This window comes from Lacticaseibacillus mingshuiensis, assembly GCF_016861785.1.
In the GTDB taxonomy this organism is placed as follows: Bacteria; Bacillota; Bacilli; order Lactobacillales; family Lactobacillaceae; genus Lacticaseibacillus; species Lacticaseibacillus mingshuiensis.
In genome coordinates, this window is sequence record NZ_BOLS01000006.1 from 139946 (window position 1) to 153583 (window position 13638).

10 protein-coding genes and 1 tRNA gene are annotated in these 13638 nt (G+C 55.4%); 5 read left to right on the top strand and 6 right to left on the bottom strand.

Going from position 1 to position 13638, the window contains the following annotated elements; all coding sequences use genetic code 11:
* Nucleotides 1-2: 2 nt before the first annotated feature.
* On the bottom strand, nt 3-269 hold the full coding sequence (locus tag JUE67_RS05510; protein ID WP_203627700.1) for an ACT domain-containing protein: 267 nt from the start codon (nt 267-269) through the stop codon (nt 3-5).
* A 112-nt stretch (nt 270-381) separates the two neighbouring features.
* Here JUE67_RS05510 and JUE67_RS05515 point away from each other — a divergent pair, with 112 nt between their 5' ends.
* Nucleotides 382-1725, top strand: a complete 1344-nt coding sequence (locus JUE67_RS05515) for a metallophosphoesterase (RefSeq protein ID WP_203627702.1) — start codon at nt 382-384, stop codon at nt 1723-1725.
* 695 nt (nt 1726-2420) lie between these two features.
* Here the strand turns inward: JUE67_RS05515 and JUE67_RS05520 are convergent.
* Complete coding sequence (locus JUE67_RS05520; RefSeq protein ID WP_203627710.1) at nt 2421-3617, bottom strand: MalY/PatB family protein; 1197 nt, start codon at nt 3615-3617, stop codon at nt 2421-2423.
* Between the two features lie 241 nt (nt 3618-3858).
* Nucleotides 3859-5874: an Orn/Lys/Arg family decarboxylase gene (locus tag JUE67_RS05525; protein WP_203637047.1), complete on the bottom strand. Its 2016-nt coding sequence runs from the start codon at nt 5872-5874 to the stop codon at nt 3859-3861.
* 163 nt (nt 5875-6037) lie between these two features.
* Here JUE67_RS05525 and JUE67_RS05530 point away from each other — a divergent pair, with 163 nt between their 5' ends.
* Entirely contained in the window at nt 6038-7486 is a 1449-nt protein-coding gene (locus tag JUE67_RS05530; RefSeq protein WP_203627714.1) for an APC family permease, read from the top strand.
* A gap of 165 nt (nt 7487-7651) precedes the next feature.
* Here the strand turns inward: JUE67_RS05530 and JUE67_RS05535 are convergent, their stop codons facing one another.
* On the bottom strand, nt 7652-8491 hold the full coding sequence (locus JUE67_RS05535; protein ID WP_203627716.1) for an NAD(P)H-hydrate dehydratase: 840 nt from the start codon (nt 8489-8491) through the stop codon (nt 7652-7654).
* Nucleotides 8492-8740: 249 nt separating this feature from the next.
* Here JUE67_RS05535 and JUE67_RS05540 point away from each other — a divergent pair, with 249 nt between their 5' ends.
* The 3 genes from JUE67_RS05540 to JUE67_RS05550 all read left to right on the top strand — a co-directional run bounded on the left by JUE67_RS05540 (nt 8741) and on the right by JUE67_RS05550 (nt 10688).
* On the top strand, nt 8741-9232 hold the full coding sequence (locus JUE67_RS05540; protein ID WP_203637048.1) for a helix-turn-helix domain-containing protein: 492 nt from the start codon (nt 8741-8743) through the stop codon (nt 9230-9232).
* A complete protein-coding gene (locus tag JUE67_RS12895; RefSeq protein WP_225877935.1) occupies nt 9233-9511 on the top strand; it encodes a S24 family peptidase in 279 nt (92 codons plus the stop codon).
* 166 nt (nt 9512-9677) lie between these two features.
* A complete protein-coding gene (locus JUE67_RS05550) occupies nt 9678-10688 on the top strand; it encodes a virulence RhuM family protein (RefSeq protein WP_203627720.1) in 1011 nt (336 codons plus the stop codon).
* Nucleotides 10689-11304: 616 nt separating this feature from the next.
* On the opposite strand, the gene JUE67_RS05555 is transcribed toward JUE67_RS05550, so the two are convergent.
* Nucleotides 11305-11388: transfer RNA gene (locus JUE67_RS05555), tRNA-Leu, on the bottom strand.
* 191 nt (nt 11389-11579) lie between these two features.
* A complete protein-coding gene (locus JUE67_RS05560) occupies nt 11580-13214 on the bottom strand; it encodes a putative polysaccharide biosynthesis protein (RefSeq protein ID WP_203637049.1) in 1635 nt (544 codons plus the stop codon).
* Nucleotides 13215-13638: the final 424 nt, after the last annotated feature.

Consider the following 13638-nt stretch of genomic DNA (forward strand, 5'->3'; position numbering starts at 1 on the left):
TCCTATAGTTGGTGCATCGCGGTGAAGATCTCCTGGCGCGCCACCTGAATCGTCACGCCGATCTCACTGCCTGTTTGCGCCATCGCCGCCTTGAACGCCGCAAAATCGCTGGTCGCCGGCAGTTGTGCCAACAGCATCATCGTGAACGCCCCTTGCATGATGGTCTGCGACACATCCAAAATATTCACGTCTTCTTTGGCTAAAGCTGCGGTCACCGCCGCAATAATACCGACCTTATCTGTTCCGATCACCGTTACGATCACTTTCATGTGTCGCGCCACCTTTGCGTTTTCGCCAATTCTAGCATATTCGCGCGGTGCGCAAAACAAACGGTCGTGGTCAATGCGTTTGTACGTTATACTGATGGCGGAGGATCTTGATATGAAGAAATTAATACAAAGCGTCCTGGCGCTACTGGCGATGACCCTTTTTGCAGGCCTCTTGGCGAGCAGCTACCCCCAGGCCGCCGCACCCGCCAGCCAGCTGACCGCCACCACCCAGCCGCAACTCTGGGTCCTGAGTGATACCCACTTTATTGCGCCGAGTCTCCACGATGAGAAAAAAGCATACCAGCTGATCAAGGGGTCCGACGCCGGTAAGGACATGGACTACCAGCCTGTCGCCATCAACGCGCTTGTCCAGACCGCGCTGAAAAAGCGGCCCACCGCGGTGATCATCACCGGCGACGTCACCTTCAACGGGGCAAAGGCAAGCGCCGAGAGTCTGGCCAAGCGCCTGGCCCCACTTGAAAAAGCCGGAATCCACGTGCTGGTCATTCCGGGGAACCATGACATCTATGACGGCTGGGCCCGTGCCTACAAGGGTGATGAGCAGCAAGTCGTCGACCAGATCAGCCCCAGTGATTGGAAAAACATCTGGTCGGGCAGCTACCAAGCCGCCAGCAGTGTCGACAGCCAGTCGCTGAGCTACACGGTGACGCTGAACCGCAACTATGAGCTGATCATGTTGGACAGCAATATCTATACGGTCCAGCCGGCAACCCGGCCGCCCAGCACCGGCGGGTTGCTCAAGCCGGAGACGTTGACCTGGCTCACGGCCCAGCTCAAGGCCGCCCGGAAAAACGGCCGGACGCCACTGGTCTTCATGCACCACAACCTCTACGCCCACAGCGCCGTGGTTTCCACCGGCTATGTCCTCAGCAACGCCGACACGCTTCAAAAACTCCTGACAAAATACAAGGTGCAAGTTCTCTTTTCGGGCCATATCCATGCCCAGGACATCGAAAACGACCCAGCTGGCAAGTGCCTCACGACCGAGATCGTCGATGGCGCGTTTTCCATTTCGCCGGCGGGGTATGGCATCGTGGACCTGACGCCGACTACCCTGCATTACCAGCGCCAAGCCTTGGATATTTCGCCCTATCTGACTGCCAAGCAGAAAAAGAATCCAGATCTGCGCGATTATCCGGCGTACCTGAAAAAATTGTTCATGCGCAACGGCCAGGCGCTGGCCATCAACACCATGATGGATGGTAGCGACACATTCTCCGACAAAGAAGTCACGATCGGCGCCAACTTCATCGGGGAGCTGAATTGGCGGTATTTCACCGGCCAAGATGACCCGACGCCAAAGGAACTGGCGACACTCAAAGCTTCCAAAGGCTATCAGATCGTCAAACGGTCGCCGAGCCTGATGCGGTATGTGAATTCGATTCTGCAGGATAAGAATTTGAACGACCAGACGCTGACGATTCACTTCAACTAATACAAAAAAGGGAAGTGGGACAAATGTCGCTCTTGGGTCCGACAGGTAAGTGTTCCAAGCGCCAGGTCCGAACTTTGGACCAGGCGATTGGAGCCTTAGCTGCTCGGAACCGGACATTTGGCCCACGACACTGCAGTAACATTAGTGCACTATACAGGAACTGGGACAAACCAAAAGTTTTGTCCCAGTTCCCTTTTTTGATTCCATGACACTTTGTCCCCAATGACTTGTGTCCCGGCCTCTGAAATGAAACAGAATACAGCAAACAGGCCGCCGAGGTCCAAATTTTTCGCCAGCCTGTTTGGTGCCGGTGGGCCGCGGTTCTCCCCTTCCCCTTGGGTACAGGAAAGAAACCCGTCTCATCCTATTCAATTGCCCTAAGCGCGGTATGTACCCCGGCCGCTGGCTTAATGCTCCGGACTTTCCGCCACGCGTGCATTGATGGTAGGAGGCAGCCCATGCTCCCTAATGTCTGATCTGAACACCATCAATGGTTGCGAGCCGCAAAGGAGCCGGCCGTTCGTCGCTTTTGCCTGGCAGATCAACGACATGCCTGCCGCCAGGTGCGAGCTTCTAAACTTTTAGTAAGTGAAGTATAGATCCGGTTGTCGATTCGTGTCAAGAAGGCGCTTCCATTTTTCCATTAAAAAAGCCGGCATCTGCTGCCGGCTTTGGTCATGAAATCGCCAAATCGTTCAGCGCTGGTGGAGGGCGGTGATCACACGGTCCGCGGCCTCCAGCACCAACTTAGGATCCGTCGCCAGATTCATCCGGATGCAGGTCGCTGTTTTCGGCGAGAACCACGCCCCGTAATCGACCGCGATTCGGCACTGGTCCTGCACAAACGGCTGAATCGCATCCGGCTTCATGTAGGCACCAAGGTCGACGAACGACAGGTAAGTCCCCTCTAGTGCAGAGAGCCGCACATCCGGGGCGCCGGCGGCAAATGCCGCCTGCAATTCGCCATAATTATGACGAATCACCTGAATCAGTTGCGTCAGCCACGGCCCGCCATGCTCATAGCCGGCCTGCGTCGCCACCTGACCGAGCAAGGTGCCGGCCACCGCGTTGTGCGCTGTGGCAAAGGCATCATAATCCGCTCGCCGCGCCTCGTCTGGAATGATGATATGGGCATTGCGCAACGACGCCAGATTAAAGGTCTTGGAGGCGGCGTTGAGTACGATCAGGTTGCCTTGATAACGGCCATTATCGATGCTCAGCGTCGAGGTAAAGCGAGGCCCGCCGATCTCAAAATCTTGATGGATCTCATCACTGATCACCAGCACCTGATATTTATCGGCTAAGGCCAGCACCTGCGCCAATTCGGTCGCCGTCCAGATGCGGCCCACCGGATTGTGCGGCGAGCACAAGATCGTGACATGGACATCCGGCCGCGCAAAGGCCTTTTCAAGCGCGTCGAAGTCGATGTGCCAACCGCTGTCATTTTGCACGAGATCGGCGGAAACAACGACGCGCCCCTGATTTTCGATGGCCTTCATGAACGGGTAATAGACCGGCTGCATGATCACCACCGGCTCACCCGGCTTTGTCAGCCACGCGACCATCCGATACAGCGCATTGACCACGCCGACATCAAAACGCACCCATTCCGCCTTGACCTCGGTGTTGTGGCGCGTCTGCATCCAGTTGGCCAGCGCGTCGTAATACCCCTTTGGCACCAGCGGATACCCGAACACCCCGCTGTTGACCCGGGCGATCAATGCGTCTTTGATCGGCTGCGGCGTGGAAAATTCCATGTCCGCGATCCACATTGGCAGGAGCCCATCCGTGCCAAATTCGGCGCGCTGGCCATCCCATTTTTCGTTGTCGGTGCCGCGCCGGTCGACGAGATGTGTCTTGATAAATTCCTTGTTTTCTTCGGTCAAAGTCATCGCAATTGCCTCTTTAAACTAGTATTGCCTTCAGTGTACCAGACTTGCGTGACAATGGCTGACGCAAAATAACGGGCGTTGCGCCCAGCGGTTGGCGGCGGTCCAGCCAGCGAGGCAGCGCTTGCGCAACCGCATCGTCCGGTGGCCCGCCACAACGACTGGCGGCGGGCCGCCCACCCCCGTCTCGCGTAGCACCAGCCAAAAAAGCGCCTGCCTCTCAACCAAGGCAAGCGCACAACGATTATTTTGCCACATACACCCGCAGGTCCTTGGCATCCCCATAGACGCCTTGAATCTCAAACACGAACCCGGGATAAAGCCGCATCAACTCCGCTAAATTGAGGAAATGCTGCTGGGCCAGCGCGGACCATTTTTCACCTGGCATCACGACGAACACGCCTGGTGGATAAGGCAGCGCGCCTTCCAGCGCCACGCGCCCGACTGCCTGGCGCAACGGAATCCATTCGCCGTTGCCCCGCACGAATTCCGCATCCGCAGCAGCCGGCGTCAGGTCCGCTTCCCCCCAGTTGGCCGCCTGGAAAAGACCTTGCAGGGACTCGGTCAATTCGAGGTCTTCGATATCAATGGTCATCTGATAGGCCAATTCGCGCAGGGTCATCCCCGCATACCGTTCAAATGCCGGGTCAGGCAAAGCGGCCGTCGCGTCGGCACCGGCAAAATAGAGTCGCTCCAGATTTTTCAGCGCCGCCAATAGCCGTTGCCAATCCGCCTCACTAGAGCCAGGCGTTGCCAAATATAACCCGGAAAATAGATCGTTTTTCTCCGCGATAATGCCCTGCGCCTCAAGATACGCGCCGACGATCGGCGCCGGTAGCGGATACGCCTCGGTGCCATAGCTGACCGTCACCTTCAACGGATCGTTCAGATATTGCCCACTGGCCACATCACCAAACCCGTGCCAGGTCGCACCTGGCGCCACCGTCCATGCAGAGGCCTGGCGAAGCGCCGCGTCATCGGCCTCTGCCCATGGCTTTTCCCCGACAGTCGGCGCGACAAACGGCCGAAACAGCTGCGTCGCAAACAGCGCGCGGCGAAAGTCATTGGCCTGATCCTGCGTCTGCGCCCATTGCGCCTGCCCGTCAAACGCCTGGACGGCAGCATTCACCGTCAGGGACGCATATAACGGATACGAATAACTGGTCGTCACATATTTCAGATAGGCGTGATTGAAGCGGTCATGGTCGATGTAGCGCGCCTGCCCTTGGAGATGATGATCGCGCTTGAGAATCTGCGACCCCTGCGCCAGCGCCGTCATGGTTTTATGAAGCGACTGAGTGACGAAAATGCCGGGATCATCCGGCCCTAGTTCAAGCTTGGCGACATCACTGGCAGCCAGCGCCGGCACGAAATGCTCATAGCCGCCCCAGGCATCGTCAAACAGGATGTAATCGCAGAGCGGCCCAAGATGCGTCAGCACATATTGCAGCGTCGCAAACTGGCCATCGTAAGTCGCCAGCTGCAACACCGCCAGCCGAAATGGGCGTTGCGCCGCGCCGCGCACCGGATCCACCTTAGCCGCCGCTTCCCGCAGCGCTTTTTCATCGAGACTGCTGGCAAGCGGGCCGCCGATCGCCCCCAGTGCATTGCGGTTGGTTGGCAGATAGACGGGCTTGGCGCCGGTGAACACCAACGCGGCGTTGGCCAAGGACTTGTGATTATTGCGGTCAAACAGGACGAGGTCGCCCGGCGCCAGTGCCGCCGCAGCCGCAATCGCATTCGCGCTGGTGGTGCCGTTGGTGACAAAATACGCCTCATCGACGCCGTAAGTCTCCGCCGCAAACCGCTCAGCCTCAAGCGGACTGCCGCCATGGGTCATCATGTCGCCGAGTTGATCGACCGAATCGCTAACATCGGCCGTGAATAGTGCTTGGCCAAAAAAGTTGCGGAGCGCCTGGCCGGCCGGTGCGCTTTCAAACGCCCGGCCGCCGTGATGCCCCGGGGTCGAAAAGCTGGCAGGCTGCTGCGCCGAAAAAGCGATCAAGTCGCGCAAAAACGCGGGCACCTGCTGATTTTCATAAGCCGTCGCGGCCGCAAACACCTCGGCCCAAGCTGGCGACGCGGAAAAGGTGGGCAGACCCGCCCGCTGCGCTGCGCCTGCATCCTGCGGCGAGGCCGGACCAACAACGGCCGCCAATGCCGTTGCGGGCACGTTGCTCGCCTTCACAAACGTCCAGCCTTGCGTCTCAGCCGGCACCGTTGCACCATCGCCGAGGCCAATTTTCAAACTATGAGTCATTTTGTCACGCTCTTTTCCGAAAATTGCTTGACCCACTCTTGCTGCGTCCCTATGATGGAAAAGACTTTCATTTTGACCAGAGGAGGCGCGGGGTCTTGCATGCTAATAAAGCACCTGGCGAAATGGGCGTTGTCTGTTGACGTCACATTTCGGAGGAAACTAATTGAATAATACACTAGAACCAGGCAAGAAATACATTAAATGGCCGACGCTTGCCCTTTTGACATTCGTCACGGTCATCGGTTTCGATGATATCATTTATCCATTCCAAAACCAGGGCTTGTCCGTTGTTTTGTCCTGGACCTTCATGCTTTTTACATTCGTCATTCCCTATGAACTGATCGCCGCACAAATGGGCTCGACCTTCACCGAAAACGGCGGCGGCCTGGCGACCTGGGTGCGCCGGACTTCAAACGACACACTGGGTTATTGGACGTCCTGGATCTACTGGTCCTCGACCCTGCCCTACCTCGTCGATGTCGCCAATTCCGTCATCGTCGCCTTGTCCTGGCTGGTCTTGGGCAACAACACCTTGGGCGATCATATGTCCAACTTCTGGTTCGGCCTCTTCACATTTGCCGTCATCTTGATTTTCATCGTCTTGGAAAATGTCTTCAAGCGCTCCCTTGAAGTGATGAGCATGATCGGTGGCGGGGCGATGTTCATCATGACCATCTTATTCGTGGTGATGACCATCGTCGGCTTGGCCCATGGCAACGCGATCGCCACCCAGCCATTTGACTGGCACGCGTTCATGCCGAAGTTCGACACGCATTATTTTGCCACGACCGGCCTGTTGATCTTCGCCATGTCCGGTGCCGAGCTTGGTGCGGCCTATATCCTTCAAATGAAGGACCCGAAGCACGAGTATCCCAAAGCCATGATCATGCTGGCCGTGATGACCGCGTTTCTGACGATCTTTGGCTCCTTTGCCCTCGGCGTGTTCTTCAACGCCCATCACTTGCCGAATGACCTGAAAATGAATGGCGCGTACTACGCCTTCCAGCGACTCGGCGAGAGTTTTGGCTGGGGCAAGAGCCTGATGTACGTGTTCGGCGTGGTCCAGCTGGTCTACATGCTTGCCCAGCTCGCCGTCTTGATCGATGCCGCCTCCCGCGTTTTGTCGATGGACACCGCAGTCGCGTACATGCCAAAATGGTTGCTCAAGAACAACAAGAATGGCCGCCCGATTCACAGCTATATTTTCACCGCCGGCCTGTGCCTCTTCTTGCTGCTACTATCGGGCACCCTGCCGAACATCAACACGATCTTTAACTGGCTCCTGAACCTGAACGGCATCGTGTCCCCGTATAAGACATGCTGGGTCTTCTTCTCGTTCATCATACTGCGCTGGCACCAGGACCGCTACCAAAGCGCCTACGTCTTCATCAAGAACCGCTATGGCGCGCTGGCTGTGGGCTGGTGGTGCCTGCTGTTCACCTTCACTTGCGCAACGCTGGGCTTCATCCCGCAGGAAGCCAGCTTTGGCACCGCGGCCTTCAGCCATCAATTGCTCTTGAACGTGGTCTCCACCCTGGTCCTATTTGGCCTCGGCTTTGTGATGCCACTGCTCGCGCGCTGGGAAAAACACCGCGCAGAAGCACGAGCATAACGTTTGTCGCCGTCACGTCGGCCTAGAATCGACAAATCGCGCCTCCTTGCAAAATTGCGGGGAGACGCGATTTTTTTGGCCGTCAGCCGGCCACCTAGCTGGCTGGGCACAGACACGGCAGGCCGCTACCCTACCATTTACCATGGCAGCCACTCTGCATGCCAGTTACGCTGGTGCGCCGCTGGCCGCGATGCGCTGCATATAATGCGGCAACGCGGCGATCACCATGGACGGCAGGACCACGTAATTCGTCGCGGCCAGTCCATCGGCGATCGCACTATGCGCATAGACTGCGGCGCACACCGTCTGATCCACATAGCCAAACTGGGCGATAAACGCCGCCAGGATTCCGGTCAACGTGTCGCCCGAGCCGCCGGTTGCCATGGCGGCCGAGCCGGTCGTATTTTCATATGAAGCCGTCGGGGAAAAGATCTGCGTGCGGTGTGACTTCACGATCACCGTGCCTGCGATGGCCGCGGCTGCCTTGGTATTGGCGGCAACCGTCTGCGCTTTGACAGCCAGCCCAGACAGCCGCTGCCACTCCATTTGGTGGGGCGTCCACACGACATTTTGAAACTCAACAGGCAGCTGATGCTCAGCCACCAACGTGATCGCCGAGCCGTCCAAGATCAGCGTTTGCGCCGGGGTGATGCCCGCCAGCGTCGTCTGCAAAATCGCCAGCGCCGCCTCGTCCGTGCCAAGCCCGGGGCCAATGACGATCACCGTGGCCGCCGCCAGCGCCGCCTTGAGCGCCTGGCGGTCGTTGAACGGCACGATCATCGCTTCCGGCAGCCGGGCATGCAGCGCCGACCGGTTCACCGGATCCGTCGCGACCGTGACCAGCCCGGCGCCGGCATAGACCGCCGCGCTGGCCGCCATGATCGCCGCCCCGCCGAATTGGGCGTTGCCGCCAACGATCAGGACGCGCCCAAATGTGCCTTTATGACTTTCCTGCGGCCGCGGCCGCACCACTGCTTGAACAATGCTTTCGCTCAATTGCTTCATGCCACTCACCTCTTAGCGTCATTGTAGAAGATGCGCGGGGAAAAGACCACTGATTTTGACTGGCGCAGGCGAGCAGATCATCTGCAAGATTGCGAGACAATGATTGCAGTCGCTGCTTCTCTTAATAAGACGATTTGAGGAATCGATGCCGTTTTCGGGTTTCAAAAAATTTTGTACATATTTCCGAACATCCACATTGAAATTTCTGACAGAAAACCAGACACTACACATTAAGAGGTGTACAGGACAATGACCAGTTTTGCAGGTAGACTCAACTCAGTATTGCAGACTCGTAACATCACGAAGGCCGAGCTAGCACGTCGCACCGGTATCGGCCGAAATTCCATCAGCGACTATACGAGCGGTAAGTATGAAGCCAAACAAGACAACCTCTATTTGATTGCCCGGACACTTGAAGTAAATGAGGCTTGGCTGATGGGGTTACCTGATGTGCCCATGGATAAGCCAAACATCCTTTCCGTCTACCAGCAGCTCAGATCTGAGCGACAAAAGCGGGTTGATTCCTTTGCTGCAGAACAACTTGTCGCTCAACAGGCTGAGGCTGATAACATCGGCGACAACGTTGTCAATTCTTCATCAGAGGATGCAGATGATGAGACAAAGACCCTCGTCACCGGACGAGCGAGTGTTGCCACAGATCTAGGAGATGGTGATGCTCAGGATATCGGTGCGAGTCCCATCGTCGGTCGCGTTGCTGACATGCCCCATGGTACTGATTAAATTGTCACGGTTGATGGTGGCTCTGTGGAACCTACTTTTCCAAAGGGCTCCTCAATCTTTCTACCTTATCAACCAGAGATTGAAGATGGTGACTTGGCCGTTGTCCGGAGCGACGATGCAGCTGTCGCCTTCAAACGTCTCTACTTTGATTGCTTCAACCATACCGTCACTCGACACGCCCTCAATCATGCTTACGAAGCCCACGTGTTCGATTGCGAAGACGTGTCCATTGCAAGACACAAACAAAGAAATATGCGGGTGCAAGTCGTTGCTCGATGAAGGCACCATTAGTCAAGAAGACTTCGACACAAGAAGAATCAAATTCTGGGACTGTTGCGAGCAATAAAAGCCTTTCCGAAAAGAGGGAAGCGTTGGCCACAGCCTGCGGACATGCACGTTCTTGACCTATCGATTTTAACGCGGTCTAGATCAATGGAGGTTTACCATGAGTGACACATCAAAGTTTCTGCTATACAAAACTGACAATACTGACGTCAGCATCAATGTCCTAGTCAAAGACGAAAATTTATGGGCGACGCAAAAAGCCATTGCTTCGCTATTTAACGTCAGTGTTGCGACAATCAGCAGACATCTAAAGAATATCTTTGAGACAAACGAACTGTCTGAAGTGGCAACTGTTACAAAAATTGAAACAGTTCAAACCGAGGGCCATCGAAACGTCTCTCGTGAGACCAGCTTCTACAATCTGGACGCCATTATTTCAGTTGGTTACCGTGTTAATTCTTTACAAGCCACCCGCTTTCGCCAGTGGGCCACGCAGACTCTTAAAGAATACATGATCAAGGGTTTTGTACTTGATGATGAAAGATTGAAGCAAGGCTCTACACTCCTTGGCCAGGACTACTTCAAAGAACTGCTGGAACGAGTTCGTTCGATTCGTGCCAGTGAGCGTCGCATTTGGTTGCAAGTTACCGATATATTTGCGGAAATCAGCACCGACTACGATAAGGACAGTCCAATTACAAAGCAGTTCTACGCGATGGTACAAAACAAGTTCCATTTCGCGATCACGGGCCAAACCGCCGCCGAGATTATTTACAACCACGCAGATCAAGGCCAGCCACATATGGGTCTCAGTACGTGGAAGAACGCCCCGGACGGTCGAATTTTGAAAAGTGATACTCAGGTGGCAAAGAACTACCTATCACAAAATGAGATCAGGGCGCTTGAACGCAACGTATCGGGCTACTTCGACTATATTGAGGATTTGATCGAGCGCCGGAACACATTTACAATGAGGGAATTTGCCGATAGTATTGACCGCTTCTTATCTTTTCGTGAATATAAGGTTCTCAAAACAAACGGATCTGTTTCGATGAGCGACGCTAAGAAAAAGGCCGCCGTCGAGTATGTAGAATTTAACAAGCATCAGTCCATCGAATCCGACTTCGATAGGCAGATCAAACGACTAAAACGGGAAGACTCTGAAAATTAAAACGCGTCGCCCCACGTCCTGCATAACCGGGTCGACGGACGTATTACCCACCTATGTCACAACAACGGACACGAAGCGCATATCTTCCAACTCCGCACTGAACAGACAATGTCCCGCCTGAAGGAAGGGTCGGTGATTCAGACAACCTTGCGTTCAGGAATGCATCCGGCGACTGGACCGACAATCGTGGCGCCAATCTGTTCCTTAAAAGAGGATGCAAGAAACTTGTGATCCGCCAGATAACTTGCCACGCTTATTGGCACACCCACGCTTCAATTCTGCTCTGCCAGATTGCTAACATCATGTCAGTCAGCGGCCGCCTTGGCCACAGGACTCTTCAAACGCCAATGAACGTCTATATGCACGTGGTTCGTGATCTTGAAGCCCGCGACGAGAAAAAGATTCCGGTCACGCTACAGGCACACCGATAATAGGATGTTCGATATCGAATTCCCAGTCACACCTGGTCAAAGCTTTACAAAATAGTGTCATGCTGTGCCAGAACAACCCATTTTTCGAAGCACAAAAAAGCTCCCAGATCCTTGTTTAATCAAGGATCTGGGAGCTTTCATTTGATCAACGTTCACAACCCGTACGGCTGTAAAACGCTATGTGATGCCGCAAACAGGAGTCGAACCTGCACATGGATAACCATACAGCGACCTGAACACTGCGCGTCTGCCAATTCCGCCATTGCGGCAACAACGTATTTGATTATAGCAAGGATCTAGCGGCTTGCCAAGTCCTTTTTTTCAGTCCCCGCAAGGCACACGGCCATTGGGTACTTGAATATATTACCAGCCCATCCCCCGCATAGCAAGGAAAAAAGCCGCCGCGCAGAGAAAAACATGGCGACCCAGACTCAGTGCCCTGCTCGAGCATGATCCATCATTAGCTGATATGCAGCCGGCGCCGCAATCCTCCCACACGCTCGCCGATGACCAGATCCGCGAGTCGTGTTTTCAAGACCGCATACCCATAGATCGCGACCCCAACCGGCAGCGCGATGAGGATCGTGATCATCGAGGCAACAGCCGAGGCCGGATTCAGCAGATGGCTCATGCCAAAAACGATCAGCCCAACCACCACGGCCATCACCGCGGAAAACAGGAAAATGCCGGCGGTGCGGCGCAGCGTCTGATGGAAGCGATAATGGTAGCGGCCACGCAACGAGTGCAGCATAAGCACGCAGGAGACCAGCATCCCCGCCATGCTTGCCAGCGTTGGCCCATACACGCTGAACCAGTAGATGAACGGCATCTGGGTCAGGAGTTTGACGCCCATGCCGATCAACATCTCCAAGATCGCGAGCTTGTTGTGGAAAAGCCCCTGCAAGATCGTGGCCAGAATGCTGAATAACCCAAGCAACACCGCGAGCACCGAGGCGATCGCCAGCATTTTGATGCCCAGACTGTCATAGCCATAAAACACGACGTACAGCGGTTGGGCGATCGCGATCATCCCCATCGCCGCTGGAATCATCACGATGAAAAACAATTGGAGAATGTTGGTGATCTGGTCGGAAACATTTTTCATCTCGCCGCGCGTTTTCGCCGCAGACAATAGCGGCAAAGCGGTCACGGCCATGGCCACCGCCAAGCTGACGATGATCATGATCAGCTTATTCGCGTTCCCGGCAAACAGCGCGTAGATCTCGTCCAGCTGGTGGGTCGTGGTCTGATAGAAGCGCATCATCATCGGATTGAACGTATATTGATCGATAATGTAGTAAATATTAATGGCCGAGTCCATGATGATGAACGGAATCGCCTGGTGGACAATATCAAGCAAGATACGTTTGATCGGCACGTTCAGCGAATCGACACTGTTGTCGATCAATTCGGTGAATTTGTGGCGTTGGCCGAAGAAATAGATCACCAGGATCGCCAGTCCAAACAAGGCACCGATGAAGGCCGCAAACGTGGACTGGGTCACCGCTGCGACATAATCGCCGCTGCCCAGCCGCATGATCGAAAAGGTCATCAACAACATGTACGCCACGCGTGCCAGCTGTTCGATAAACTGACTGATCCCGCTCGGCGCCATTTCATTGTAGCCTTGGAAAAAACCGCGCATGATCGACAGCGGTGGAATCAAAAGTAGCGGCCATGCCAGCGACCGAAAGACAGCGGTGAGTGCCGGATCGTGCAGCGCAAGAACCGGTGCCAGCAGCCACATCAACGCACAGGACACGACGCCCATCCCCGTCATCGCGATCGCACCGTATTTGAAGATGCGCAGACCGGTTCGGTACTCCCCCATCGCGTTGTAGTGCGAGACCTGCTTCGAGATCGCACCAGGCACGCCGGCTGTCGAGATCAGGAGGAACACACTGTAGATCTGATAGCCTTTCGTGAATAAGGCGTTGGCCGTCAAAAAAGCGGCCCCTAGCCAAATGCGCCAGGGCACGACATAAATTGCGCCTAATATGCGAGAAAAAATACTGCCGGCCGTCATCCAGGCCGACCCGCGAAGCATTTTATCGTGGTCAGATGTCTGTTGTGGCTCGGCCTGTTGTTTGTCCATCCTTATACCCCGTTCAGTCTAATTAATTCTATTTTAATAGAAGACCCCCGCCACTTCAATCAACCTCGAGATTCTTCAGATTATGATAAGGAATTTGGAAAGGGTGCGGAGGCCCGCGGGATGGTGGGGCAACTAGCTTGGCTCGGGTGCTTGAGGCGTCCTTCGCCTCGAGTGCACGAGCCAGCTAGATGTCCCCACCATGCGGGCCGGAACCCGACTGAGGGTGCGGCGCGGGGCGCTTAGGGGCGGACAGCTAGGTCCAGCAGGCGCGTGAGGCGCTCTTTGCCTCGAGTGCACGAGCCAGCTAGATGCCCCCACCATGCGGGCCGGAACCCGACTATTTCCCGGGAACAATGGCACATCTCGCGCCCGTCCCGTGGTATCAAGGTTTCTAGCACCACCGATTTTACTGTGGCACAGTTTT

What these genes read in the sequence shown, in the direction of transcription:
- JUE67_RS05540 (WP_203637048.1), top strand. Translation starts at nt 8,741, where the DNA reads ATGACCAGTTTTGCAGGTAGACTCAACTCAGTATTGCAGACTCGTAAC.
- JUE67_RS05550 (WP_203627720.1), top strand. Translation starts at nt 9,678, where the DNA reads ATGAGTGACACATCAAAGTTTCTGCTATACAAAACTGACAATACTGAC.
- JUE67_RS05525 (WP_203637047.1), bottom strand. Translation starts at nt 5,874, where the DNA reads ATGACTCATAGTTTGAAAATTGGCCTCGGCGATGGTGCAACGGTGCCG.
- JUE67_RS05535 (WP_203627716.1), bottom strand. Translation starts at nt 8,491, where the DNA reads ATGAAGCAATTGAGCGAAAGCATTGTTCAAGCAGTGGTGCGGCCGCGG.
- JUE67_RS05560 (WP_203637049.1), bottom strand. Translation starts at nt 13,214, where the DNA reads ATGGACAAACAACAGGCCGAGCCACAACAGACATCTGACCACGATAAA.
- JUE67_RS05510 (WP_203627700.1), bottom strand. Translation starts at nt 269, where the DNA reads ATGAAAGTGATCGTAACGGTGATCGGAACAGATAAGGTCGGTATTATT.
- JUE67_RS05515 (WP_203627702.1), top strand. Translation starts at nt 382, where the DNA reads ATGAAGAAATTAATACAAAGCGTCCTGGCGCTACTGGCGATGACCCTT.
- JUE67_RS05520 (WP_203627710.1), bottom strand. Translation starts at nt 3,617, where the DNA reads ATGACTTTGACCGAAGAAAACAAGGAATTTATCAAGACACATCTCGTC.